This is a genomic window from Bradyrhizobium sp. SBR1B, assembly GCF_014198205.1.
Lineage (GTDB): Bacteria > Pseudomonadota > Alphaproteobacteria > Rhizobiales > Xanthobacteraceae > Bradyrhizobium.
The window spans coordinates 232,447-256,393 of sequence record NZ_JACIHC010000003.1 but is presented as its reverse complement, the minus strand read 5'-3'; the positions used below and the strand labels follow the sequence as shown (position 1 = coordinate 256,393).

At 64.8% G+C, this 23,947-nt stretch carries 23 protein-coding genes and 1 tRNA gene; 11 read left to right on the top strand and 13 right to left on the bottom strand.

All coding sequences use genetic code 11. The annotated features are described in order from the left end of the window. Positions 1-15: 15 nt before the first annotated feature. The 4 genes from GGD61_RS09600 to GGD61_RS09585 all read right to left on the bottom strand — a co-directional run bounded on the left by GGD61_RS09600 (position 16) and on the right by GGD61_RS09585 (position 6,952). Positions 16-1,326, bottom strand: a complete 1,311-nt coding sequence (locus tag GGD61_RS09600; RefSeq protein WP_018322896.1) for an ABC transporter substrate-binding protein — start codon at positions 1,324-1,326, stop codon at positions 16-18. 158 nt (positions 1,327-1,484) lie between these two features. Further along, positions 1,485-3,995 carry an excinuclease ABC subunit UvrA gene (gene uvrA, locus GGD61_RS09595; protein ID WP_092253262.1) on the bottom strand — a complete coding sequence of 837 codons (2,511 nt, stop codon included), beginning with the start codon at positions 3,993-3,995 and terminating at the stop codon, positions 1,485-1,487. Positions 3,996-4,149: 154 nt separating this feature from the next. After that, positions 4,150-5,334, bottom strand: coding sequence for a hypothetical protein (locus tag GGD61_RS09590; protein WP_312012642.1), 1,185 nt, complete (start codon positions 5,332-5,334; stop codon positions 4,150-4,152). Positions 5,335-5,704: 370 nt separating this feature from the next. Next, a complete protein-coding gene (locus GGD61_RS09585) occupies positions 5,705-6,952 on the bottom strand; it encodes an SMP-30/gluconolactonase/LRE family protein (protein WP_183230638.1) in 1,248 nt (415 codons plus the stop codon). Positions 6,953-7,249: 297 nt separating this feature from the next. On the opposite strand from GGD61_RS09585, the gene GGD61_RS09580 reads away from it, so the two are divergent. From GGD61_RS09580 to GGD61_RS09555, 6 genes are all read left to right on the top strand, one after another. After that, a complete protein-coding gene (locus tag GGD61_RS09580; RefSeq protein ID WP_049815127.1) occupies positions 7,250-7,513 on the top strand; it encodes a hypothetical protein in 264 nt (87 codons plus the stop codon). 1,519 nt (positions 7,514-9,032) lie between these two features. Next, complete coding sequence (locus tag GGD61_RS09575) at positions 9,033-10,595, top strand: 2-isopropylmalate synthase (protein WP_018321622.1); 1,563 nt, start codon at positions 9,033-9,035, stop codon at positions 10,593-10,595. 305 nt (positions 10,596-10,900) lie between these two features. Further along, the gene (locus GGD61_RS09570; RefSeq protein WP_183230637.1) at positions 10,901-11,905 is read left to right on the top strand and encodes a TRAP transporter substrate-binding protein; all 1,005 of its coding nucleotides are present in this window, start codon (positions 10,901-10,903) and stop codon (positions 11,903-11,905) included. Between the two features lie 209 nt (positions 11,906-12,114). Beyond that, a complete protein-coding gene (locus tag GGD61_RS09565) occupies positions 12,115-12,723 on the top strand; it encodes a Spy/CpxP family protein refolding chaperone (RefSeq protein ID WP_177236954.1) in 609 nt (202 codons plus the stop codon). 157 nt (positions 12,724-12,880) lie between these two features. Beyond that, positions 12,881-12,956 (top strand) — tRNA-Lys (locus GGD61_RS09560). 139 nt (positions 12,957-13,095) lie between these two features. Next, complete coding sequence (locus GGD61_RS09555) at positions 13,096-13,932, top strand: metallophosphoesterase (protein ID WP_183230636.1); 837 nt, start codon at positions 13,096-13,098, stop codon at positions 13,930-13,932. A 78-nt stretch (positions 13,933-14,010) separates the two neighbouring features. Here the strand turns inward: GGD61_RS09555 and GGD61_RS40445 are convergent, their stop codons facing one another. Further along, positions 14,011-14,148, bottom strand: a complete 138-nt coding sequence (locus GGD61_RS40445) for a hypothetical protein (RefSeq protein WP_246785910.1) — start codon at positions 14,146-14,148, stop codon at positions 14,011-14,013. A gap of 96 nt (positions 14,149-14,244) precedes the next feature. Here GGD61_RS40445 and GGD61_RS09545 point away from each other — a divergent pair, with 96 nt between their 5' ends. After that, positions 14,245-14,673, top strand: coding sequence for a hypothetical protein (locus tag GGD61_RS09545; RefSeq protein WP_312012641.1), 429 nt, complete (start codon positions 14,245-14,247; stop codon positions 14,671-14,673). Here GGD61_RS09545 and GGD61_RS09540 read toward each other — a convergent pair. The 7 genes from GGD61_RS09540 to GGD61_RS09515 form a co-directional block, all read right to left on the bottom strand. After that, positions 14,666-14,893, bottom strand: a complete 228-nt coding sequence (locus tag GGD61_RS09540) for a hypothetical protein (protein ID WP_183230635.1) — start codon at positions 14,891-14,893, stop codon at positions 14,666-14,668. The genes GGD61_RS09545 and GGD61_RS09540 overlap by 8 nt on opposite strands. Then, positions 14,893-15,213: a hypothetical protein gene (locus tag GGD61_RS09535; RefSeq protein ID WP_183230634.1), complete on the bottom strand. Its 321-nt coding sequence runs from the start codon at positions 15,211-15,213 to the stop codon at positions 14,893-14,895. Before GGD61_RS09535 ends, GGD61_RS09540 begins: the two co-directional genes overlap by 1 nt. Before the next feature lie 93 nt (positions 15,214-15,306). Next, entirely contained in the window at positions 15,307-15,441 is a 135-nt protein-coding gene (locus GGD61_RS41230) for a hypothetical protein (RefSeq protein ID WP_283814528.1), read from the bottom strand. Continuing rightward, on the bottom strand, positions 15,441-15,617 hold the full coding sequence (locus GGD61_RS09530) for a hypothetical protein (protein ID WP_183230633.1): 177 nt from the start codon (positions 15,615-15,617) through the stop codon (positions 15,441-15,443). The genes GGD61_RS41230 and GGD61_RS09530 overlap by 1 nt, the downstream gene beginning before the upstream one ends. 337 nt (positions 15,618-15,954) lie before the next feature. After that, positions 15,955-16,215, bottom strand: a complete 261-nt coding sequence (locus GGD61_RS09525) for a hypothetical protein (RefSeq protein ID WP_183230632.1) — start codon at positions 16,213-16,215, stop codon at positions 15,955-15,957. Then, entirely contained in the window at positions 16,212-16,535 is a 324-nt protein-coding gene (locus GGD61_RS09520) for a hypothetical protein (protein ID WP_183230631.1), read from the bottom strand. The genes GGD61_RS09525 and GGD61_RS09520 overlap by 4 nt, the downstream gene beginning before the upstream one ends. Next, positions 16,535-18,016, bottom strand: a complete 1,482-nt coding sequence (locus GGD61_RS09515; RefSeq protein ID WP_183230630.1) for an AAA family ATPase — start codon at positions 18,014-18,016, stop codon at positions 16,535-16,537. Before GGD61_RS09515 ends, GGD61_RS09520 begins: the two co-directional genes overlap by 1 nt. A gap of 80 nt (positions 18,017-18,096) precedes the next feature. Here GGD61_RS09515 and GGD61_RS09510 point away from each other — a divergent pair, with 80 nt between their 5' ends. From GGD61_RS09510 to GGD61_RS09495, 4 genes are all read left to right on the top strand, one after another. Next, positions 18,097-18,576, top strand: coding sequence for a ribbon-helix-helix domain-containing protein (locus tag GGD61_RS09510; RefSeq protein WP_183230629.1), 480 nt, complete (start codon positions 18,097-18,099; stop codon positions 18,574-18,576). Between the two features lie 336 nt (positions 18,577-18,912). Continuing rightward, positions 18,913-21,057 (top strand): cell envelope integrity protein TolA, encoded by a 2,145-nt coding sequence (locus tag GGD61_RS09505; RefSeq protein ID WP_183230628.1) that lies wholly within the window; start codon positions 18,913-18,915, stop codon positions 21,055-21,057. Positions 21,058-21,485: 428 nt separating this feature from the next. Then, on the top strand, positions 21,486-21,725 hold the full coding sequence (locus GGD61_RS40440; protein WP_246785909.1) for a hypothetical protein: 240 nt from the start codon (positions 21,486-21,488) through the stop codon (positions 21,723-21,725). A 385-nt stretch (positions 21,726-22,110) separates the two neighbouring features. Next, positions 22,111-22,800 carry a methyltransferase gene (locus tag GGD61_RS09495; protein ID WP_183230627.1) on the top strand — a complete coding sequence of 230 codons (690 nt, stop codon included), beginning with the start codon at positions 22,111-22,113 and terminating at the stop codon, positions 22,798-22,800. Here the strand turns inward: GGD61_RS09495 and GGD61_RS09490 are convergent. Further along, a complete protein-coding gene (locus GGD61_RS09490; RefSeq protein ID WP_183230626.1) occupies positions 22,797-23,900 on the bottom strand; it encodes a DNA topoisomerase IB in 1,104 nt (367 codons plus the stop codon). The two genes, GGD61_RS09495 and GGD61_RS09490, sit on opposite strands and share 4 nt — an antisense overlap. Positions 23,901-23,947 lie beyond the last annotated feature (47 nt).

Genomic DNA, 23,947 nt, shown 5'->3' with positions numbered 1-23,947 from the left:
GGGAGCAAGCCGCCCCTACGTCCCGTAGGTCGATCCCTTCGGCAGCGGGAATACCGGGTCTTGCGTCCTGATATTGGTCGGCCACACCACCGAGATGTGCTCGCCGGCGTTCTGCATCACCACCGGCGTCGAGCGCTCGTTCTGGCCGGACAGCGGCGTGCCCGGCGGGAAGAACTTCACGCCATAGCCCTGGATGGTGCCGCCGGCGGGAATGTCGACGTCGAGCGCGGCCTTGCGGATCGCCTCCGGCTCGAAGCTGCCGTACTTCTCCTTGGCGACAGGCAGCACGTTGTTGAGCAGCACCCAGGTCTGGTTGAATCCCATCGAGCAGTGCGGCGGCACGTCGGTGGCGCCGGTCTTGGCCTGGTAGCGCGAGACCATGGTCTTGATCAGCTCGCCCATGCCCGGCGCGAGTTTTGCCGCATCGAGCAGCTGCGCCGGCACCGGGTCGATGTTGCAGAAATTGTCGATGTCGGGACCGAAGGTGGCGCGCAGCTTGTCGAGCTGGCTGTAGCCGGCGCCGGCACCGAACAGCATCTTGAAGCGCAATCCGCTCTCGCGGGCCTGGCGCAGGAACAAAGTGATATCGGGGTTGTAGCCGGCATGCGAGATCACGTCGGCCTTGGCGCGCTTGATCTTGGTCACGAGCACCGAGAGGTCGGGAGCGGACGCCGAATAGCCTTCGCGCAGCACGACCTGAATGCCGGCCTGCTTGGCATAGGCCTCGTCGGCCGCGGCGACGCCGACGCCATAGGGGCCGTCCTCGTGGATCAGCGCGACCTTGACGTCCTTCGCCTCCATGCCGAGCTTGGCTTTCGCATGCTCGGCGATGAAGCCGGCAAAGGCCTGGCCGTACTGGTCGGAATGGATCTGCGCGCGAAACACGTATTGCAAATTCTTGTCCTTGAACACGGCGGTCGAGACCGCAGTCGTGATCCAGAGGATCTTCTTCTGCTGCTCGACCTTCGCCGCCATCGGCACCGCATGCGCGCTGGAATAGACGCCGTTGATGATGTCGATCTTTTCCTGGCTGATCAGCCGCTCGGCCTCGTTGATGGCAACATCCGCCTTGCTCTGCGAGTCCGCCGCAACCGGCACGATCTTGGTCTTGCCGCCGATGCCGCCCTTCTCGTTGACGAGGTCGATGGCGATCTGCGCGCCGACCGAGGAGGCGACCGAGCCGCCGGCGGCGAACGGGCCGGTGAGGTCGTAGATCAGGCCGATGCGTAAATTCTCGGCCTGCGCCTGGGCCCTGGTCCAATCGAGGCTGAGTGTGGCGGCGGCAGCCGCCGTACCCTTCAGCAGCTGCCTGCGTGAAGTCGGCATCCTATCCTCCCTCAAAACCGTTCTTATGACTGGTTGTTACTTTTTTGCGAAGTATGGGGAGCGGGACAGCGGAAAGTCAACATGGCGAAAGTCGGGTCTGTCAGCTGCGCCATAGAACGCAATTGCGAAATGACGGTGAGGTCCGGCGAGACCGAGCGCTACTGCTTCAAGCGCCGCGCCAGATAATGCGCGGTCTTTCCGCTGGCCTTGGCAACCTGATCCGGTGTCCCCGATGCGACGATGCGTCCGCCCTCGTCGCCGGCGCCGGGGCCGAGATCGATGATCCAGTCGCTGTGAGAGACGACGTCCATGTCATGCTCGACCACGACCACGCTGTTGCCGGCGTCCACGATCCGGTCGAGTTGGGCGATCAGCCGCTCGACATCCCGCGGATGCAGCCCTGTGGTCGGTTCGTCCAGCACATAGAGCGTATGGCCGCGTTGCGGACGCATCAGCTCGGTCGCCAGCTTGATCCGCTGGGCTTCGCCACCGGACAATTCGGTGGCGGACTGGCCGAGGCGGATATAGCCGAGACCGACCTCGCGCACCACCGAGAGCGACCGGTTCAGCGCGGCATCGCCCTCGAAGAACTCGAAGGCCTCGTCGACGCGCATCGCCAGCACGTCGGCGATGGATTTGCCGCGGATTGTCACCTCGAGCGTCTTGTCGTTGTAGCGGGCGCCTTTGCAGGTCGGGCAGGGCGCGTAGACGCTGGGCAGGAACAAGAGCTCGACACAGACGAAGCCCTCGCCCTCGCAAGTCGCACATCGGCCTTTCGCGACATTGAACGAGAAGCGTCCCGCGTCGTAGCGGCGGGACTTTGCCTGCGGCGTTGCCGCGAACATCCGCCGCACATGGTCGAACAGGCCGGTATAGGTCGCAAGGTTGGACCGCGGCGTGCGGCCGATCGGCTTCTGGTCCACCACGACGAGGCGGCCGATCCGGTCGAGGCCGGCAACAATCTTGCCGCCCAAGGTCTCGACCCTTGCGGCGAGGCTGTCGTCGTCCGCTTCGTCCGCGAGCGTATGGCCGAGATGCCCGGCGACGGCCTCGACGAGGAATTGGCTGATCAGGCTCGATTTGCCGGAGCCCGACACGCCGGTGATGCTGGCGAGGACACCCAGCGGGATATCGACGTCGAGACCGCGAAGATTATTGCGGGCGACGCCCCTGACCTTCAGGTGGCCCTTCGGCTCGCGACGGGTCGTCGGCAGCTTCTTGCGGGGATGCGCGAGATAGTGGGCGGTGCGCGATTGCTCGATCTGACCGAGCTCTGCCGGCGGCCCGCTGTAGAGGATGAGCCCGCCGCCGTCGCCCGCGTCAGGCCCGACATCCACCAGCCAGTCGGCATGCCTGATCACTTCGATCTCGTGCTCGACCACGAAGATCGAATTGCCGGCGTGCTTCAGCCGGTCCAGCGCCCGCAGCAGCGCCTCGGTGTCGGCGGGATGCAGGCCCGCGGACGGCTCGTCGAGCACGTAGACGACGCCGAACAGGTTCGAACGAACCTGCGTCGCAAGGCGCAGCCGTTGCAATTCGCCCGGCGACAGCGTCGGCGTGCTGCGCTCGCAGGCGAGATAGCCAAGGCCGAGGTCGAGCAGAACGGCGAGGCGCGCCGACAGATCCTCGCAGATGCGCCTGGCGACGACGGTCTTTTCCGATCTGTCCGTCGAAGTCTTTGCGAACGGCTTGACCAGCTCCTGCAGCTGCTTGAGCGGCAAATGCGACATCTCGGCGATATTGAGCCCGGCGAACCTGACCTTGAGCGCCTCGGGCTTGAGCCGGGTGCCGTGGCAGGTCGGGCAATCCCGCGTGATCATGAATTGCGCGACACGGCGCTTCATCATCGCGCTCTCGGACTTGGCGTAGGTCTGCATCACGTAGCGCTTCGCGCCGGTGAACGTGCCCTGGTAGCTCGGCTCCTCCTTGCGGCGCAGCGCGCGTTTGACCTCAGCGGCGTCGTAGCCGGCATAAACAGGAACGGTCGGCTGCTCCTCGGTGAACAGGATCCAGTCGCGGTCCTTTTTCGGCAGCTCGCGCCAGGGCTTGTCGACGTCGTAGCCGAGCGTCGTCAGGATGTCCCGGAGGTTCTGCCCTTGCCAGGCACTCGGCCAGGCCGCGACGGCGCGCTCGCGGATCGTCTTGGTGTCGTCGGGCACCATGGACTTCTCGGTAACGTCGAGCATCCTGCCGATGCCGTGGCAGGTCGGGCACGCCCCCTCGGGCGTGTTCGGCGAGAACGCCTCCGCATAGAGCATCGGCTGTCCCCGCGGATAATCGCCGGCGCGGGAATAGAGCATCCTCAGCAGGTTCGAGATGGTGGTGACGCTGCCGACGGATGACCTTGTCGTCGGCGCCCCGCGTTGCTGCTGGAGCGCGACGGCGGGCGGCAGGCCCTCGATGTCGTCGACCTCGGGGACTTGCATCTGGTGGAACAGCCGCCGCGCGTAGGGCGACACCGACTCCAGATAGCGCCGCTGCGCCTCGGCGTAGATCGTTCCAAAGGCAAGCGAGGATTTCCCGGAGCCCGACACGCCCGTGAATACGACGAGCGCGTTGCGGGGAATGCGAACGTCGACGTTCCTTAGATTGTGCTCGCGCGCGCCGCGCACCCGGACGAAGCCGTCGTCCTGCATCAGGCTGTCGGGTCGTCTTGGTCGATCGTCCATCTTGCTTCTCCAGGCCGCGTCGGAATTAACGGCAAGATCGCAGGATGGGTCCTTCGAGGCCAGTGGGCCTCTGCGTTCTGCACAAAGCCAAGGCCCGCCGCGATGACAGTGAAGGGCCTTGCGAGGGATTTGGGTCGCGGCGGCAAGCCGCGCCTCAGACCATGAAATCCCTGGCGTTGAGATCGGCGGCATGGATGCCATCCAGCGTGATGGTGTCGTTGGCCGTCAGCTGGATCACCGCATTGCCGGCGCTGTCATCGCTGATCAGGCTCTTCAGCGCGCCCCAGTCCGCAAAGCCATAGGCCCGCACATCGATCACTTCCTGCTCGAGTATCGTGCTGCCCGCCGCCTTGTTGCCCTGATCGAAATCGTTGATCACGTCCTGGCCCGAGCCTGCCCCGAACACGAACAGATCGTTGCTCGGTCCGCCCCAGAGCTGATCGTTGCCGCCTCCGCCGTTCAGCAGATCCCTGCCGCCGGTGGTCGAGCCGCCTACGAACGGGTTGTAGGCTCGTGCATCGCCATAGAGCCAATCGCCGCGATCGCTCCCGTAGAGAATATCATTGCCACCCTGTGCGTTGCCGGACATCTGCGAGCCATCGCCGACGAGCGCGATGGAGGTCGAATTGGGATTGCCGTCGACGGCTGCGATCAGGATGTCGTCCCCGCCACGGGCATTGTCGCTCATGTAGCCGCTATCGCCGAGCAGTGATGCGCCGCCGGACCGCGCATCGTCGCCGGCCGTATAGATGAGGATGTCATTGCCGCCGCGTGCATCGCCGATCATGGACACCAAGGCATCACCTGACATCGATATGTTGCCAGAGGCGCCGGCCTGGACCACGCTGACGATGTCGTTGCCGCCTTGGGAGTTGCCGCTCATGAGCGATCCGGAATCGCCGCTGAACGCACCATACGATCTGTCGCCCATCTCTGCCTTGATGAGGTCATTGCCGCCCTTGGCATCCCCGGTCATGGCGATTTCGGCGTCGCCTGAGAGATAGACGCTCGCATAGATCGCATTCGAGGCCTCGACATGCAGCAAATCGTTGCCGCCGCGGGCTTGGCCGGACATGATCTGCGCGTCGCCGTCAAAGGTCGTATAGGGCAAGCGGCCCTGGATCGTCGCGACGAGAAGGTCATTGCCGCCATGCGATTGGCCTTCCAGGATCGACTCGTCGCCGACAAACAGCAGGCTACTGGGCCCGTCATCGACTGTTGCGATCATGATGTCGTTACCGCCATGGCCGTCGACCGGTAGACCGGGGTCTCCGAACGCGATCACGAGCTCCTGGCTTCCAACGCTGACGATGATCGTGTCGTTTGGCATACGGCGCATCGTGCAACTCCCAATTTCTTGTCCGGCGCGGACGGAGGCGAAGCGACATGCCTGCGCACCGCGCTGCGGCCCTGCCGCGTCACACATCATCTTTGGTTTGATGGCGGAGATTGGCCCGCGATGGAGCTTGATTGCGGCCGCGGAACCGCCGGAGCGGGCGCGTCGTTAAGCTGTCATGAAACGCACAAGCGAAGGGGTATTTACGGCGATCGATCCGCAGATCGTGCCGCAGAAAGCAGTGCCGTAGGGTGGGCAAAGGCGCAAAGCGCCGTGCCCACCATCTCGTTCCGTATCAAGGGGATCGTGGGCACGCTTCGCTTTGCCCACCCTACGAGAGCGCTGCAAGCCTGCAGGATGCAGCGCTCTCGGCTCAGCCCGGCCCGGCGCCCTGCGTTGCCGTGAACACCGCGTAGAGCGACTGGCTCGCGGCCATGAACAGGCGGTTGCGCTTGGGGCCGCCGAAGGTGATGTTGCCGCAGACCTCCGGCAGGCGGATGCGGCCGAGCAGCTTGCCCTCCGGCGACCACACCGTCACGCCGCTGTAGCCGACGGCGCGGCCGGCATTGCTCGAAGCCCAGACATTGCCGTTGACGTCGCAGCGCACGCCGTCCGGCCCGCACTTCACGCCGTCGATCACGCAATCGCTGAACTTCTTGGGGTTGGAGAGCTTGTTGTCGCCGCCGACGTCGAACACGAAGATCTCGCCCTTGCCGCCCGGGCCGGTGTCGCCCGGCCCTTTGCCGGTCGAGGCGACGTAGAGCTTCTTGTAATCCGGCGAGAAGCACAGTCCGTTCGGATCGGGGACCTGCTCCTCGGTAACGACGAGGTCGATGCGGCCGGAAGGGTCGATGCGATAGCAATTGGTCGGCAGCTCGCGCTTGCCCGGCTGGAAACCGGCCGGCTGTCCGATCCGCGGATTGAGCTTGCCGCCCGCATTGCTCGGGCCGCCCGCGGCATCCGGCTCGCCTTCGTAGAGCTGGCCGCCATAGGGCGGATCGGTAAACCAGTAGCTGCCGTCGGGATGCGCGGCGATGTCGTTCGGCGAGTTCAGCTTCTTGCCTTGATAGGAGTCCGCGAGCACGGTGGCGGTGCCGTCATGCTCGTAGCGCGTCACCCGGCGGGTCAAATGCTCGCAGGAGAGCTGGCGGCCCTGGAAGTCGAAGGAGTTGCCGTTGGAATTGTTGGACGGCGTGCGAAACACGCTGACGCGGCCGTCATCCTCGCTCCAGCGCATCTGCCGGTTGTTGGGAATGTCGCTCCACAACAGATACCTTCCTTGCGCGCTCCACGCCGGGCCCTCGGCCCACAGCAGGCCGGTGTACAGGCGCTTGATCGCGGTGTTGGGCTGGGCGAGATCGTTGAAGGAGGGATCGACCGCGATGATGTCGGGGTCCCAGAAATAAGTGGTCGGCGCGCCGTGGGGGCCGAAATCGCGCGGCGGGGTGGTGATGGTGGTCGGCGGTGCGGCGGGTCCGGTCTGGGCCAGAGCGGGGCCGGCGACGGTGGCCGCGGCGCCAAGCGCAAGCCCCCGGACAAGCGTTCGTCGTGAAAGCGCAGCATCCTGGTCACGCTGCTCGTGGTCACGGGCCGTGTGGTCACGAGCCTCTTGGCGTGTCATCGCGTCCTCCCAATGATATTCGCTGACCGGTTGATCCGGCCAAGCAACCGGAGGTTAATGCGGTCCAGCGCCGGTTGCCAGGGTGGAATCGGATTCGCGCAGGCCGCAATCCCGTCATATTCGAATGCACTTCGCGTCCGCCTTGTGCCGTTTGCAAGGCGCGAAAATGTTCCGCGGATCGAAGCAAAAATTTGCTTGCGGCAAAGCGCGGCAGGCCGCCCGTTCGGCGCAGTTCAAGCCTTGATTTCGCGCTGATTGCCACGCAGAACCCGTCCGGGGGCATGGACGGAGTTGATTGTGGCTGGCGTCATCGTATTGATCGTGTTGCTGGGAATCGCGTTCGCGGCCGGCTATTTCACGCGTGACTACATCTCCAGCAAGCGACGCGCCGAAGCACGCCGCTGGCGCGAATACACCGAGCCGGATTGGCTTCCCGCCAACGCGCCCGCCAACACCAACGAGATCGCGAGCGCCATCACGGCGGTCCCCGTGGTCAACGGCGAACTCGGCCAGATGCTCGACCGCTGGGAAAGCAGAGCCCGCGCCCGCCGCGCGGGATAGGGCGAAGTTCGTAGCCCGGATGAAGCGACTTGTCCGCCATAGCTCGAAGAGCGACGGCGGAAGCGCAATCCGGGGCCGCTCGCCCGGCATCTCGCACCGTCCCGGATTACGCTGGCGCTCCATCCGGGCTACGGCGCCGAGAGCCTGTGTCGCCCTCTGTCAATCCATGCGGACAAAAATATTCCACTTTACCGAAATTCGGTTTCGGCGTATGCGTTGTCCATCCCGGCTCACCCAAGAGGGGCGATCATGTGTCGTCACGCATCGCGAGCCGGGCTTGCGGTGGACGCGGCAGCGTCGGCACGAGAGGCGCGGGCAGGGCGGGTAGTCCCTGTGAGCCCGAGGCTTCGTGCGGACGACGGCGCTGCTAGGCTTCGTCTCGTCTGTAAGTTTCCGGCTTCGTCGACAGGGCTGGAAAAACTGCGGCGAAATGGCGGGCCGTGCGTACGGCAAAACCGTGTGGTCCTGGCCGTCGTTGCCACGGTCAAGCCTTTCGCGGGGATGCGAGCGAGCCCAACCGGGCAGACTGCATCATCCAATTCGCGGGGCGAGGGAGGCCAAAGGAATGGTCGGCTCCCGGGAGATCACGGCATAAGCCGTCCAGCCATCGCGCAGGGAAGGCCGAGTGATCGGCACCACCTGTATGCTGCTGTGCGGTTCTTTCTGCGTGTGCTTTTCGCGCAGCGGACCGCGGGTGCGAGCCGGCACCCGGCCTTCCCTGCGCCCTCTTGGATGAGAGGGTGGAGTGATCAAGCAAAGCTCGGGCGAAATGCGCCGCGAGGCCGCGATGCCGCGTCTGCAACTTGAGCTACGTGCCACAAACCAGATCTCGTAGGGTGGGCAAAGCGCAGCGTGCCCACGCCTTGTTGAATATGGACGGAGATCGTGGGCACGGCGCTATGCGCCTTTGCCCACCCTACGGCACTGCTGCTGGGATCTGCATTGGAGCATCGCAATGACGGTGTGAGGAAAGCATGCGCCACGCTGCGCTCTCGTGCCCCGGACGCCGCGCAGCGTCCCCGGCGATGCGAAGCATCCTCCCGTTCGATGGTGCGCTGCAGAGCCGGACCGGATCATGCCCTGTCGGCCCTGGGTCCCCGCTCTGCGCAGCAACGCAAGTGCGTTACAACGCGTCCGGGACACGAGATCGGCGCAACCAGGGCAGGCTACCTGACCATCTTTTGGCGTTGCAGTTGCTGCTATTTCTCGTCTAGAAACGGGTCACTGAGCCTCCCGGCAACCAACCGTCAATGGTTTTGACCGAGGATTTGGGGCTCAAAAGGGTCTGGCAATGCTGATTCGCGGCCAAATCGATGGGATTTCGGAGGAGGTGGCTCTGGCCGCCGCCACGATCCCGGCCGCGCTGCTGCCCACCCTCCTTATTGGCGGCCTCCTTCTTACTTGCCCCTGAGGGCCGGCTGGGCGCGACGCGCCTGGGCGCTCAGGGGTTGGTCGAGATCACCGGACACCTCAAGCGCCCAGCAGACTGACGGCGCAAAAGCTCAAAAGGAAATTTGCAATGGCCACCGCGAACAAGTCCGACAAGGACCGCGTCATCATTTTCGACACCACCTTGCGCGACGGCGAGCAGTGCCCCGGCGCCACCATGACCTTCGAGGAGAAGCTCGAGGTCGCCGAGCTGCTGGACGATATGGGCGTCGACGTCATCGAAGCCGGCTTCCCGATTACCTCGCAAGGTGACTTCGAAGCTGTGAGCGAGATCGCCCGTCGCTCGAAGAATGCCGTCATCGCCGGCCTGTCGCGCGCCCACCCGGCCGACATCGACCGCTGCGCCGAGGCGGTCAAGTTCGCCAAGCGCGGCCGCGTCCACACCGTGATCGCGACCTCGCCGTTGCACATGCGGGTGAAGTTGAACAAGACGCCGGAAGAAGTGCTCGAGACCTCGGTCGCGATGGTCGCCCGCGCCCGCAACCAGATCGACGACGTCGAATGGTCGGCCGAGGACGGCACCCGCAGCGAGATGGATTTCCTGTGCCGGATCGTCGAGGCCGTGATCAAGGCCGGCGCCACCACGGTGAACATTCCCGATACCGTCGGCTACACGGTGCCGGAGGAATACACCCACTTCATGAAGACGCTGATCGAGCGCGTGCCGAACTCGGACAAGGCCGTGTTCTCCGTGCACTGCCATAACGACCTCGGCATGGCCGTGGCGAATTCGCTGGCCGGCATCGTCGGCGGCGCGCGCCAGGTCGAGTGCACCGTCAACGGCATCGGCGAGCGCGCCGGCAACGCGGCGCTCGAAGAGATCGTGATGGCGATCAATGTCCGCAACGACAAATTCCCGTACTGGAACAAGATCGACACCACCCAGCTCACCCGCGCCTCCAAGGTGGTGTCGGCAGCGACCTCGTTCCCGGTGCAGTATAATAAGGCGATCGTCGGCCGGAATGCGTTCGCGCATGAGAGCGGCATCCACCAGGACGGCGTGCTGAAGGACGCCTCGACTTACGAGATCATGCGGCCCGAAATGGTCGGCCTGAAGCAGTCCTCGCTGGTGCTCGGCAAGCATTCCGGCCGCCACGCCTTCGTGCACAAGCTGGAGGAGATGGGCTACAAGCTCGGCCCGAACCAGCTGGAAGATGCGTTCACGCGGATGAAGGCGCTGGCCGACCGCAAGAAGGACATCTACGACGAGGACATCGAGGCGCTGGTCGACGAGGAGATGGCGGCCTCGCACGACCGCATCAAGTTGACCTCGCTCACCGTGATCGCCGGCACCCATGGCCCGCAGCGCGCGACCATGAAGCTCGACGTCGACGGCCAGATCAAGATCGAGGAGGCCGAGGGCAACGGTCCGGTCGACGCCGTGTTCAACTGCATCAAGCGCCTGGTGCCGCACGAGGCCAAGCTCGAGCTCTATCAGGTCCACGCCGTCACCGAAGGCACCGACGCGCAGGCGGAGGTGTCGGTGCGGCTGTCGCAGGAGGGACGCGCGATGACCGCGCGCGCGGCGGATCCGGACACGCTGGTGGCCTCGGCCAAGGCCTATCTCGGCGCGCTCAACAAGATCGTCATGAAGCGCCAGCGCGACAATGTGACGACGGCTGCAGCGAGCTGACGCCGCTTGCCTTCGCCTCTCCCGCTTGCGGGAGAGGCCGACACGCTCCGGGCGATGCGAAGCATCGTCCCGTGCGTGGCGGGTGAGGGTTCTCTCGGCACAGGCTGTCCCGTTGCGAAGGCACCCTCTCCCAACCCTCTCCCGCAAGCGGGCGAGGGGGCGCAGCGGCGTGTGCAGCATTCACCATGAATACCTGCCCTGCTAAGGGCCAATAGCGGCTGCGTCTCCCAGCCGCTATTGATGCTGTCGGCACAAGGATTGGCCGCCCGCGCGCCGGGCTGCCTAGATAATAACAGGGAGAGATTATGCGCACCTTCGCGATCGCCGCGTCCATCGCGGCACTGGCACTCGGACTTGCCGGGCCGGCATCGGCGCAATCGCCGATCATCATCAAGTTCAGCCACGTCGTCGCCACCGACACGCCGAAGGGCAAGGGGGCGGAGAAGTTCAAGGAGCTCGCCGAGAAGTACACCGGCGGCAAGGTCAAGGTCGAGGTCTATCCGAACTCGACGCTGTACAAGGACAAGGAAGAGCTCGAGGCGCTGCAGCTCGGCAGCGTGCAGATGCTGGCGCCGTCCAACTCCAAGTTCGGACCGCTCGGCATTCGCGAGTTCGAAGTGTTCGATCTGCCCTACATCCTGCCCGACCTGAAGACGCTGCGGAAGGTGACGGAAGGCCCGCTCGGCACGCGGCTGCTCAAGCTGCTGGACGCCAAGGGCATCACCGGCCTTGCCTATTGGGACAACGGCTTCAAGCAGATGAGCGCCAACAAGAAGCTGATCGCGCCCGCCGACTATCAGGGCGTCAAGTTCCGCATCCAGTCCTCGCGCGTGCTGCAGGCCCAGTTCAAGGCGCTCAGCTCGCTGCCGCAGGTGATGGCGTTCTCGGAAGTCTACCAGGCGCTCCAGACCGGCGTGGTCGACGGCCAGGAGAACACCTGGTCGAACATCTATACCCAGAAGATGCACGAGGTGCAGAAGTACATCACCGAGACCAATCACGGCTACATCGGCTACGTCGTGATCGTGAACAAGAAGTTCTGGGACGATCTGCCGGCCGACATCCGCGACCCGCTCACCAAGGCGATGAAGGAAGCGACCGACTTCAGCAACGCGCAGTCGCAGAAGGAAAACGACGACGCGCTCGCCGAGATCAAGAAGAGCGGCAAGAGCGAGATCATCAAGCTCACGGCCGAGCAGGACGAGGCGATGCGCAAGGCGATGGAGCCGGTCTACAAGGACGCCGCCGGCCGCGTCGGCCAGCCGCTGATCGACGAATTCCTTAAAGAGGCCAAGAGCACCACGAACTGAGCACGACGAACTGATCGTTTCGAACGATGAACGAAGGCTTCCGTGCAGCCTGCACGGAAGCCTTTTTGTTGCGAATGATTTCCGATTGCGGCTGGAGGTAAAATCGGGCGTTACAATCCTGGCAAGGGCCCGCTTCCTGTCCAAGTTGTAAGTTGCGTGTCAGCGGCGTCGCGCCCATCTTCATGGACATCCTTCCAGAGGAGGTCCGGATGAAAAAGTTCACCATCGCCGCCATCGCCGTGCTCAGCATCGCCGGCTCGGGCGCGGTCTATGCGCAATATCACCGCCCGTGGATGGAGCACATCCGCCACATCCGCATGAACCCGGAAGACCGCGCCGCTTTTGTCGACGCGCGGATCGCCGCCGTCCATGCCGGCTTGAGGCTCAACGCCGACCAGGAGAAGCTGTGGCCGCCGGTCGAGGCTGCCGTGCGCGAATTCGCCAAGCTGCGCATCGACCGCGCCAATGCGCGGATGAATGCCGGCCCCGGCGATGCCGGCAAGGACGCCGACAGGCCGGAGGATCCGGTCGCCCGCCTGCGCCAGCGCGCCGAGGACATGGGCGCGACCTCGGCGGCCCTGAAGAAGATCGCCGATGCCGCAGACCCCCTCTACAAGACCCTGGACGAGGGCCAGAAGCGGCGCCTCGCCGTGCTGACCCGCCACCGCGGCCCGTTCGGCGGCGGCGAAGACGGCCCGCACCGCCACTTCATGGAACGCGGCATGGACCGCATGATGGAGCGCGGCATGGAGCACTTCCATCGTGACCGTTTCGACCGCGACGGCGGCCCCGACCGGGATCGCGAGGGCCGGCTCTGAACGGGGCGGGATTCTGCGACGATTAACCCTGGAGAAGCCGCTGGAATCCAGCGGCTTTTCGCTTCCTGGGGACTGTGGAAAAACCTTCATTGCATCGCTTGCCAGACCCGGATCGCTTTGCTAAACGACCGACCTCGCAAGGCACTAACCGCCTTTCGGGCGCATAGCTCAGTTGGTAGAGCAGCTGACTCTTAATCAGCGGGTCCCAGGTTCGAGCCCTGGTGCGCCCACCAAGCATCCCCTTCAAATCCTTCAACTAAACAGCTTGGCGATCCTTCGCGAGAAGACGCTTGGCGCCCCCGGGGGCACGCAGGGGGAAAAGTGCGCGAAGATCGCGTTGCCTCTTGCAGCCGCAGCGGCGATCGTCGGTGCATGAAACTCTTCATTGCATCCGACCTGCACATCGAGGCGTGGGACCACGGCTACACCGTTCCGGAGAACCTCGACTTCGACGTGGCGATCTTCGCCGGCGACGTGCATCACGCGCACAGAGTGACGAGCTGGCTGACCAACCAGCGCGGCCTGTGGGGCAAACCGGTGCTGTTCGTCGCAGGCAACCACGAATATTACGGAAGCGTGCTCCAAGATGCTGCCGCTGTAATCAGGAACAGGACGCGCCCCACCAACGTGACTTTCCTGGACGCCGACGCGGTGCCGGTGATCGACGGCGTCCGCTTCCTCGGCTGCACGCTCTGGACCGACTACAGGTTCGAAGCGGAAAGCCAGGCGGAAGGAATCCGTGCCGGCCGGTGGATCAACGACCACAAGTCCATCAGGACCACGCCAGGCGCGGAATTCCCGGCACCGTTCACTCCTCTGGAAGCCTACAAGCGCCATGTCGCCGAACGGCGCTGGCTCACCGCCCGCCTATCAGAGGAGCATCCGGGACCGACCGTGGTGATCACGCATCATGCGCCTCATCCGGGCTCGCTGCACGAACGCTACGCCGACGACGGAGCGATCAACTCCAGCTTCATCAGCGATCTGTCCGCCATCATCGAGGAGTACAAGCCCTCGCTATGGGTCCATGGGCACGTCCACGACAGCCATGATTATACTGTTGGCGACGGGGGCCAGGTCGTCGACGGCGCCGGCGACGGGACTCGCATAGTCTGCAATCCACACGGGACCGCCTGGGCTATGAATCCAGGATTCACTCCGGATCTCATCATCGAGATCCCCGAATGGACGCCGCGTCCGCGTCCGTGAATCCGGCCGCCGTAATAGGAAAGTATCATCTGGGCCATTGATTTCATTGAGGTCGCTTCCGCGATTTCACTCTCCGTTCTAGTCCTTGCGCTTCGGCACGCGGCGCCCGCGCAAGAAGCCGTGCGAGGCCTTGGCGTAGACGTCGGCCAGCTCCTGCTCGAGCAGCGAATTGGCGAGATCAGCGCCTTGATCGTCTGCATCAAGTCGCCGCCGCACGCCTCGATCGCCTGCGCGGCCCCGACCTCCAGCTCGGCGGCCTCGTCAACGGGTTGCTGCTCGACGGGGTCGGCCATGGCGAAGGATTCCTGAGGCGTGCAGCGTTTGGGTGACCAAGCTGCGGCTGCGTTCTCGCGTATGGCCGGACGACGTTGTGCAGAATGGCGGTTTCCGACCGCAAAGCAGGCTCGGATCGAAGAGACGGCGAGGCGCCTGGCCGAGAACCAGAGGCGCCGCGCCGGCGTCGACGACGAGGACGCCTGGTGGGCGAGCGTGCTGGCGGATCCCAGGGCCGCGACGAACAAACCGCGCGCCGATCGCACTCTCGCGGAGATCAGGTCCTCGGAGCTGCGCGTCGAGTGCCTGAAGTGCTTCCGTGTCGTCGCGATCAGTCGGGAGGAGGCGCTGCGGAGGTACGACGGCAACTCGCTATGGAAGCTGGTCGCAGTCCGCCTGCTCGGCGACGGCTGCGCTCAAAGGACCGGGCGTCACGAAGAGGACGGGTGCTGGCCTGATTTCAGGTGACGGGGTCGGCGAGAACGAGATGGAAGTCGCGCTCGCCCTGATCTTCTGGTTTGGCGATCCACCCTTCGTGCAAGACCAGGTCAGGAAGGTCCGGGTGCACGGAGAGTCGGTGAAAGGTTGCGCCCTCGGCTCTCGCTTCATCGACGCGCTTGCGGCCCCATTCGCGCCGCTGATCGGGCGTCATCGGCTCGCCGCTTTGAGAAAAAAATTTCGGCTTCATCACCTTGCTCCCACCATCTGCTTCCCGGTCTCCGACCGCAGCATCTTCGCCATCATCCAGCAGCTCCCGGCCGTCGTGCTCGCGACGTAGACGACGCCGGCCGCGGCGATGAGGCCGTAAGAGCCGGTCTCGATCGCCTTCCAGACGCTCGAGTAGATCAGTATCTGCCTCACGAACCAGACGCCGTTCGAGGCGACCGACCACTTCGCGTGATGCGCCACGTCGCCGGAGTTGCGCGAGCGGCTGACGGCGGTGAAAGCCGCGTTCTGGATGAAGGATACGGCGGCGAGGCCGGCGAGGATGAGGAGGGCGTTCATCATGCGCTCTCCATGCCTGCGTAGCCGACGCTGCACCATTCGCCGTCGATCTTCTGCCAGACGATCGAGGTCTCCTGGTCGATCCAGCAGTCGCCCTCAGACGCGGCGATCGTCGCGAAGTTCGAGCGACCCCGACAAGACGACCTCTGCGATCGCAGCGGGAGGCATGGCTGCTACTGCCGCCGTGGCGGCGGCGCCGGAGAGAAGTTGGCGTCGGGTGAAGGCGGGCATCAGGTGTCTCCTTGATCGGCCTCGCGCCGCTCGCGGTGGTCTTGGATCAGGACGCCGACCATCTGGACCGCGATCAGCGGGTTGTTAGCGGTCCCGCTCAGGCGGCGACCGGTGTCCAGGTCGATGACGACGACGCCGTGATTGTCGTCGATGTGGACATCGTAGTGCTCTGACATAGCTACTCCAGGCGCGGGCGGCGGGGCGCGGGATCGATTCCGAGATCTCGATGCACTCAATCGTGCTCACGCGCCTCCGCCTGAAACATCGAGGGTTCCGCCTACTGGGTCACCCACAACCCGTCGTCTCGATCCGCGTCGAGCTCGCCTACTTGAACCGCGGTGCGGGTCCCGAAGGCCATCCCGCTATTATCGCCGCTCTGCCCTGGTTCGTTCGCCTGGGATGACAGGAATCATCGCTCGCGCCTCGACAAGGACGAAGCGCAATCTGCGCAGGTTGCTGAAAAATTTTCGGACGGCGACGAGCGACAGAAACGGGATGGGAAGCTAAGTCGAGTTAGCTTCCCAAGAGCCACCAGAATCCATCCTCGCAGAGGGCCCACGACAGGTCGGAGTCGACCCACAAGATGACGTCCGTCCGGATCACGCCCTGCCGGCTCTCCGGCCGGCCGACGATAACCGCCTCCGGCAGCGAAAACGAGGGCGCGAAGCTCCAATCGAAGATCCGGTGCTGGCGGACGCGCATGTCGATCTCGTCCGGGAGCGGTCGCCAGCCGGTCTGCAGACGCTCCAGTAGGCGCTCCATTTCCGGCTTCATTCGGTGATCCCGTCGATTCCGATCTCGTCGCCGCGCTGCTCGCCGAGCATGTAGAGCCGGTGCGTCGAACGCGCGAACCGGCCCTTCCGGTCGAACCAGTGGATCGCCGCGGTGCAGACGTCCTCGCCGTCGTCGTAGTCAGGGTGCTTCCGCGCCTGGCCCGTGATGACGAGCTTGAACTCCTTGCCGACCCGCCGGACCTCGGTCGCCCACTGCTCGATGGTCGGCGCGCGGAGCTGCTCGAACGCCGACGGCTCCTCGCCAAGCCCGTAGGCCTCGATATCGCGCGCCAGGTCTTCTTTCCATCCGGTGTTCGACATCAGTGCCTCATGGAGCAAGCGTCACGCGCCTCGAGGGTCGCGGCGACGATCTTCTGCAGCTTGCGGATGGAGAAGCCCGAGGGGGCCCAGGCCTTCGCCATGACGGTCAGCTCGTCGGGGGCGAACGGCGCCACCGTGCCGGCCCACTCGTCGCCTTCCTCGAACAGCATGGAGTCGACGATCGATGCCGCGAGCAGCGGCAGGTCGACGAGCGTCGGCGCCGGCACGCGAACGATGCGGAAGCGATCCTTCAGATAATCCGGCAATGCCGTGACGTCGTTCGCCGTGCAGATGTAGCTGCAGGCGGACAGGTCGAGCTCGGCATCCAGGCTCTGGTCGCGATAGCGCGCGGCCGTCTCCCGCTCCAGGAACGGCGCCATCGCCGTCATCAAGGATCCATTCTGCGAGCCCGGCCTGGTCGCCTTGTCGATCTCGTCGACGAACACAAGCGGGTTCGCGGTGCGCGACGCCAACACCGCGCGTGCCGGCACCGAGGCCTCCGTATTCGACCAGGCCTTAGACGTGCCACCGAAGTGACCGTCGGCGGCGCTGGCGCCGTCGAAGCGCTGCACGTTCTGCAGGCCGATGGCCTTCGCGAACCGGCGCACCAGGCGGCTTTTGCCGCACCCGGGGCTACCCAACAGGATCGTCGGTTTCAATCTGATGGGCTCGCCCTCGCGCAGATCCTTGAACAGCACGCCGAGCGCCGCGGACGCATGCGGAAACTCATACGACAGGCGCTTGCGCGCCTCCGCCAGGCCGCGGGCGAGGACGAGAGGGAGCGGCTTGTCGATGATATCCTGGAACGGACGATTGTGGTTGTTCAGCTTGGTGCTGCGTTCAGCCGGCATCACAGTCAGCGTCGGGCCCGGATACGCCGTCCGAAACCACTTCGGCACGTCGACCGGTTCGAACGTCGGCTGCAGGGCGGATTCCTTCACGATCTCACCCGCGAGCACGGCCGCAGCCAGCGCGAACGGCGAGCGCTTCTCCTGGATGTACTCGCCGGCGCCGGCGGCCCACCAGATACGCAGCCGGTCGCGGCAGTCGCCGTCGTCGTTGGCATCGAGATCGGCCTGGTCGAGCGCATACTGAAGCTGCGGCAAGACGGACCTGAAGCGCGGCGGATAGCTCGGCCGGCATGTCATCATGGACCAGGCCAGCGCCAGCTCGCCGGCCTCCCGGGTGCCGCGCGCGTAGAGCGCCTCGATGGTTTCGCGGATCCCCTCCTGCACGGCGACGCGGTCGCCGCACTTGTCGAGCAAGCGCTGCGCGCGCTCGGCGCCGATGACCTCCTCGGAGAGCTGATGCAGGATTCCGAATGCGTCGTCCCAGCGTCCGACGAGCAACAAAGACAGCGCAGGATGCCCCGACGTCGGCGGCGGCCGCCGGCCGCCCTCGGCGCGGTCCTCGGCGATCAGACGCAGCAGGTCGGCGTGGCTGCTGCGCTTCTTGCCCCTCGACGAATCCTTTGAAGCCATGTATCACCTGTGCCGAGTTGCCACCATTGGATATCTTTGTACGCACAAAGATGCTCTAAAAGCAAGGATTCGACCATATCATGGTTACCGGATTCCCAAAGAACAGGAAGCTGCGCCGCAAGCCCGGGCCGTCCGCCCGCGACGACGGCGAGAACCGCTCGGAGCGCATCACGCTACGGGCCCACGACGACCTGCTCAAGCTGCTGTCGCTGCGGGCCGACGAGTCCGGCGTCTCCAGGTCGCACTACATCGAGCGCCTCCTCATCAGGTGGCTGACCGCCGACCCTCGCAACCCGCAGCTCGACGCCATGGGCCGCATCAAGCCCGGGCCGACGCCGTACGACCTGAGAAGCAAGGATCCGCTGCGGACCGCCGACAGATGGCAGAGGTTTTCCACAGCTCACGAACTGCTGTTCGGCATGGCGCCGCCGCGCGATTGGTTCGAGGAGCCTGAATCCTACTGGCCGGCGCCGGTGGGTGGCCACCTCGAACAGGACGGCGAGGCGACCGATCCGGCCGACGCGCCCATCGACAACTCGCACCGCCTCAAGCGCAAGTAGGCGCCACCACAATTCGAGATCTTGATATTACAAGACTCGAATTGTCGTTCGAGAAATCGAGGCCGTTACAGTCGGTTGACGTTTCGCGCACCCCTCGCGGATGCCACCATATCGACGTTCCTAGACTAGAAACGTCGCTGCCCAACAATTCGAGTCTAGAAACGTGGCCCGGACCAGGAGACGAGTCCGGGTCCGGACTCGTCCGCGCGTTCCGACCGTGGCTCCGAGGCCTCCGTGGTCGACTTCGACCCCCTAAGCAAGGATTCGCGAGCGGCGCACGAAGATGTCTTTACGTCTTGCGGGCGTTCGGTCTATGGTGTTCCCTGGCTAGCTCGCATGGACACTGGTATCGCACCCGATTTCGAGTCCTTCGACATGACGCACGCCTCGGCGGGCGCCGATTTCGTTCGCCATGTCGCAGGATTCGCCAGCTTCGAGTTTCCGGACCGCCCGGAGGCCGGCCCGACGCCGGACGAGGTGGTCGCCGGCATCGTCGACGCCGCCAAGGCCCTCAAGAAGCCGAAGCGCGTCCCCGGTCCTCGCAGGAGCGGGCCCGGCACCGAGAAGCGCGACCCTAAGAAGCGCAGCGCCTCCGACTTCGAGGCCCGCTCCGACGAGGTCGCCGAGGCCCGCGGCCAGCTCCGCGAGGCCCGCGCCCGGAGGGACGCCGACCGCGAGATCAAGGAGGCCTCCGACCGCGGCATGACGGTTGACGAGCTGCGGGCCGACAAGCAGCGCGAGTTCGAGGCCGCCGACAAGGCGATCCGTCAGGGCTACGCCACGCCGGAGCAGATCAAGTTGGCCTACGACGTCGAGCAGGCGCATTTCTTCGCGAAGCGCAGCGCCGAGGAGTCGACGCGCAACGCCGTAGGCGCCTTTGAATGGAAGGGCGGCGAGGTCGGCACCTCGGGATGCTACCGCGCGCCGTTCCAGAAGAAGGGATTCAAGAGCTCACTCCATCACCACTACAAGCGGTTCGCCGCGAGCTGCGGCCGGGCCTACCGCCGCAACCTGCTCGCCGGCAATCGCAAGGACGGCTGCTGGCGCCATTCTAAGAAGGTGTTCGCGCTCGACAGGATCTACGTATTCTTCTGCGCCGTCTGCTTCGACATGTGGCGCATCGATATCGACCGAAGCTTCAAGGACTACGAAGAATTCCGCGCCTGGATCGATCACGTCGTCCGTGAGCACGATCTCCCGTGCGCTCCGCACATCGTCTGCTGGATCCCGGACGACCGCCGCCCCGGCCAGGTGCTGCGCCCGCATTTGTTTTTTCTCCTGCCGGAAGGCTCTGCGGTCTGGCCGCACTCCGAGAAGAGCCAGCACGACAAGCTGCGGTCCGTCATCGTCAAGACGCAAGAGGTGTTCGGCGGCGACCGCGGCGGCAACTGCCACCCGTTCTCGGGCAAGAACCCGCTGAGCTGGCTCGTCGAGAGCCGGATCGTCCAGCCCGAGCGGATGCCGGACCTGCAGGAATGGTTCGAGGCCGTCGGCGGCACGTTCGTTCCGAACAAGCCGCTTCCGGGCCTCGTCGCCGGCGCGATGGAAGCCGCAGCCCTGGGCGAAGAGAGCGGTGGCTGGTTTCCGTGCGTCCGCGAGGCCGGCTTCGCCATGGCGAAGGAGATCCACAACGCCGGCAGGGCGAAGCTCGCCGACCGTAAGGCCTTCGCCGGCCAGATCGCGAAGTCGATAACCGATCCGCTGACCGCAGCACTGCGCCCTACCGCAGAGCAGGCCGCGAAGCTGGCCGCCTTGATCGTGCGCGTCGCCAAGCACACGGCCGAGACCTTCGACCCCAGCAAGATGGATAAGAAGGGCAGGCGCCGTGGCGCCGCGGCTCATCTGATCGAGCCGGTCATGACGCTCAAGGAGCGCTACGCCGTCGGCGGCGAGTTCTCCGGGCCGGTGCGCATCGAGAAGACCGTCGAGCTCCTCGCCGAGTCCATGCGTCTCGATATGCTCTGCGGCCGCGAGCCGACCGTCGCCGGCATCACTGCCAAGGGGATCCGCTGCGCCAAGACCGTCGCGCGCCATTTCGATGCGGCCTATTCGCTCGCAAAATCAAGGATGCTCGCGCCGAAGATCAATGCGGGCAAGCCCGTGGAATTAAGGGCGCTGTTTCGGAGTAACCCTCTCTTTCCTGCTGATATCCTGGTCCCCGGCCAGGCCGAAGCGACTGTCTTCGCCGTGAAGTCCGACCCGCCGGAGGCATCAGCCCCGGCAATCCCGGACAAAACCATCGATCTTGAGCCTGCCGACATCCTCGGAACGACCGCTGACGAGTTCGACCCCGACGACTTCATGGTCGACGCGCTCAGCCGCGTCGAGCACGCGAAGCGTAGGCGCCTGCGGCCCTCCGAAGTCCGCGCCGGGACGCAGGCCCGTCAGCCGGGATCGCTCCTCGCAGCCTTCATGGCCTCCGGCGTCAAGACCGTCCACCGGTCGATCAAGAATCCCGTGCTCCGGTCAGCTGTGGCATAGCCTCGGGGCCTCCGACTCCATGATTTCATCTTCATCCTGATCGTCGAAGACCTCCGGGCTCGGATCGCAGAGCCTGCGGCGCGCCGATGCGGAGCCTCCGGCCCCACGATTCTTCGATCTGTTGATTCTTGCTGAGCTGGCCGGGATAAGCGTGGCGCAGCCGATTGGTCGACCCGTTCGGGGACGAGGAGGTAACGATGGCAACGATCAGACGCAGACTGACCCAGGAGGATGTCGACCGGATCGGGGAGATGGATTCGGCCCGCGCAGCGTATTTCCAGCGAGACCCGGACAGGCCGGACTCCAGGTTCGTGAAGGCTCCTCGACGGCAGCCTCTCGAAGTCCGCAAGGCGCGCCAGCGCCTCCGGACAGCTAGGTGGCGCTCGGAGATGGACAGGCGCAAGGCTCCGACGGTCAGCGAGGTAGGAATGTCGCTCGCTGTGGCGCTGGCGACCTCGTCGTGGAGCGACCGGCTGACCAGCCTCGACTACGACCTGATCCGCAGGGCTCTCGACGACCTGAAGGCTCGCGGCTTCTCGATCGACGAGGCAAGGCGAACCTTGCGCCGGCTGCGCATCAAGCTCGTCGATCCCGGCGACCGGCAAGGCGAAGAATCGGAAGGCTGCGGCCCGCCGATCTGGGATGACGGGCGCAAGTTGCCGTTCTGATCGGCGAAGCCTCGTCAACAAACTATAGGATTGACTGGCGGAGAGAGTGGGACTCCCATCCCCTATGGCTCGGATGCGCGAAATTCGCCGAAAAACAAGGATTCCCGGAAAGCCCGGCCGCGATTTGTGACCACCGCAGTGTACCACCTGACGGGCCGATTCGGCCGTAAATCTCGGGTAAACTCGGGGCGATCGAGGATTGTAGGAGCGGATCCCAAGGCGCCCCCAAGCTCAGCTCATTTTTGGACGCCCGTCGGTTCGCTGGCTCCCGAGCCGGCTCATTCGCGATCTTTCCAAGTGGAATTTGCAGCCGCTCTGCGTCCGTCTTCGCGGTGCGAGACGGTTCGTGCTAGTCATCAGGGGGACGAGACAACGACGGCCCGCCTTGACAGCCCAGACCATTGCCGACCCGCAATCCTTCATCCGTGCCAACACTCGGCTCCGGTCGGTACCGCTGGTGCCGGAAATCGCGGTCTTCCTCGCCGATGAATCCTTGCCGCTCTGGCAGAAGACCGAGAACGAGCTGAACGAGGCCGGCCTTCCCCCGCCCTTCTGGGCCTTTGCCTGGGCGGGCGGCCAAGCGCTGGCGCGCTACGTGCTCGATCATCCCGATAGCGTGCGGGGCCGGCGCGTGCTCGACATCGCTTCCGGCTCCGGACTCGTCGGCATCGCGGCGATGAAAGCTGGCGCGCTCGGGGTGACCGTGTCCGACATTGACGCTTTCGCGATAGCGGCGGCCGAACTCAATGCGGAGGTCAACCAGGTCCACCTCACGTCGTGCGGCAAGGACGTGCTGGACACCCAACCGAATGACCGATGGCAGACCATCCTCGCGGGCGACATTTTTTATGAGCGGGACACCGCGGCGCGTGCCTTCGCATTTCTGGCCGACCATGCGCGCGCCGGCGCGACCATCTTGATCGGCGACCCCGGGCGCTGTTTCCTTCCGAAGGCAAAGCTTGTCCGACTCGCCGACTATCGCGTACCGGTGACCCGCGACCTAGAAGACACCGAGATCAAGCATACGGCGGTTTGGACCATTTCGCCGGCGTCTAGGAACCGATCGCGGGACTAGGCGGGGGCCTTCAGAGAATCGAGACGCTTGCGCAGAAACGCCAGAACCATGATCTCGTCCGGCGTGAGCTTGGCGTACTGGCGCTTGAAATTCCGAGCGATCTTGGCTTCGATCATCCTCACGAGGTCACCGGACATGTAGGCGTTCAGGACTTCAGGGTGCACGTAGCACTTGCGGCAGATTGCCGGCGTGTTGCCGAGCTGCTTCGAGACGCTCTCGATCGCGGCGACGACGTTACGCTTCGCCTCGGCCTGGCTGTCGTACTTCTTGAACTCGGTCAGCGCCAACGCCGCCAGAACCGTCCCCGCCCAAGTCCGGAAATCCTTTGCGCTGAAGTCCTCGCCTGTGATGTCCTTGATGTAGGCATTGACGTCGCCGGAATCGACGGTACGCGGCTGCCCGTCGTCGTCCAGGTACTTGAAGAGCTCATGTCCTGGGATCTCCGCGCAGCGCTTCACGATGGCGGCAATCCGCTTGTCCTCGACGCGAAGTTTCCACTGTTTGCCCGATTTGCCCGTGAAGTCGAACCGAAGGACGCCGCGGCCCACCGCAACGTGCTTTCGTCGCATCGTGGTGAGTCCGTAGGACTTGTTTTTCTCGGCATACTCGGCGTTGCCGACCCGGATCAAAGTCTTCTCCAGAAGACTGACGATCGTGGCCAGAACCTTCTCGCGGGGTAGGCCTTCCAATTTCATGTCGGCCGCGACACGGTCGCGCAGCGCGGGCAGCGCGGCTGCGAACTGGACGATGTGTTCGTACTTGTTCTGGTCGCGCAGCTCGCGCCATTTCGCGTGGTAGCGGTACTGCTTGCGCCCCCGAGCATCGAGCCCGGTCGCCTGGATGTGGCCGTTCGCCGAGGGGCAGATCCAGACGGATTCATAGGCCGGCGGGATACCGATGGACTTGATGCGCCGGATGACGGCGGCATCGGTGATGCGCTTGCCGTCCTTATCGTAGTAGCTGAAGGTAGTCCCCGTCCGCTTGCGGGTGTAACCGGGCGTGGAGTCGCTGACGTAACGAAGCCCTTCTTCCGCAATAGTGGCCGGGACCTCGGCGGTGCGGTCCAGAACCTGTTCTTCGTTGCGAGTCTCCCGGAGCATGGGCCTGTCCCTCGGAAGCACCCTGGGATTGAGGCTCCACTCCTTTC

Excerpts from the sequence above, each read along its gene's own strand:
- GGD61_RS09600 (WP_018322896.1), bottom strand. The coding sequence starts at position 1,326 with ATGCCGACTTCACGCAGGCAGCTGCTGAAGGGTACGGCGGCTGCCGCC.
- GGD61_RS41230 (WP_283814528.1), bottom strand. The coding sequence starts at position 15,441 with ATGCCCGCCTTCACCCGACGCCAACTTCTCTCCGGCGCCGCCGCCACG.
- GGD61_RS09505 (WP_183230628.1), top strand. The coding sequence starts at position 18,913 with ATGGACACTGGTATCGCACCCGATTTCGAGTCCTTCGACATGACGCAC.
- GGD61_RS09525 (WP_183230632.1), bottom strand. The coding sequence starts at position 16,215 with ATGAAGCCGGAAATGGAGCGCCTACTGGAGCGTCTGCAGACCGGCTGG.
- GGD61_RS09585 (WP_183230638.1), bottom strand. The coding sequence starts at position 6,952 with ATGACACGCCAAGAGGCTCGTGACCACACGGCCCGTGACCACGAGCAG.
- GGD61_RS09565 (WP_177236954.1), top strand. The coding sequence starts at position 12,115 with ATGAAAAAGTTCACCATCGCCGCCATCGCCGTGCTCAGCATCGCCGGC.
- uvrA (WP_092253262.1), bottom strand. The coding sequence starts at position 3,995 with ATGGACGATCGACCAAGACGACCCGACAGCCTGATGCAGGACGACGGC.
- GGD61_RS09520 (WP_183230631.1), bottom strand. The coding sequence starts at position 16,535 with ATGTCGAACACCGGATGGAAAGAAGACCTGGCGCGCGATATCGAGGCC.
- GGD61_RS40440 (WP_246785909.1), top strand. The coding sequence starts at position 21,486 with ATGTCGCTCGCTGTGGCGCTGGCGACCTCGTCGTGGAGCGACCGGCTG.
- GGD61_RS09590 (WP_312012642.1), bottom strand. The coding sequence starts at position 5,334 with ATGCGCCGTATGCCAAACGACACGATCATCGTCAGCGTTGGAAGCCAG.
- GGD61_RS09555 (WP_183230636.1), top strand. The coding sequence starts at position 13,096 with ATGAAACTCTTCATTGCATCCGACCTGCACATCGAGGCGTGGGACCAC.
- GGD61_RS09575 (WP_018321622.1), top strand. The coding sequence starts at position 9,033 with ATGGCCACCGCGAACAAGTCCGACAAGGACCGCGTCATCATTTTCGAC.
- GGD61_RS09515 (WP_183230630.1), bottom strand. The coding sequence starts at position 18,016 with ATGGCTTCAAAGGATTCGTCGAGGGGCAAGAAGCGCAGCAGCCACGCC.
- GGD61_RS09535 (WP_183230634.1), bottom strand. The coding sequence starts at position 15,213 with ATGATGAACGCCCTCCTCATCCTCGCCGGCCTCGCCGCCGTATCCTTC.
- GGD61_RS09540 (WP_183230635.1), bottom strand. The coding sequence starts at position 14,893 with ATGAAGCCGAAATTTTTTTCTCAAAGCGGCGAGCCGATGACGCCCGAT.
- GGD61_RS09490 (WP_183230626.1), bottom strand. The coding sequence starts at position 23,900 with ATGCTCCGGGAGACTCGCAACGAAGAACAGGTTCTGGACCGCACCGCC.
- GGD61_RS09530 (WP_183230633.1), bottom strand. The coding sequence starts at position 15,617 with ATGTCAGAGCACTACGATGTCCACATCGACGACAATCACGGCGTCGTC.
- GGD61_RS09570 (WP_183230637.1), top strand. The coding sequence starts at position 10,901 with ATGCGCACCTTCGCGATCGCCGCGTCCATCGCGGCACTGGCACTCGGA.
- GGD61_RS09510 (WP_183230629.1), top strand. The coding sequence starts at position 18,097 with ATGGTTACCGGATTCCCAAAGAACAGGAAGCTGCGCCGCAAGCCCGGG.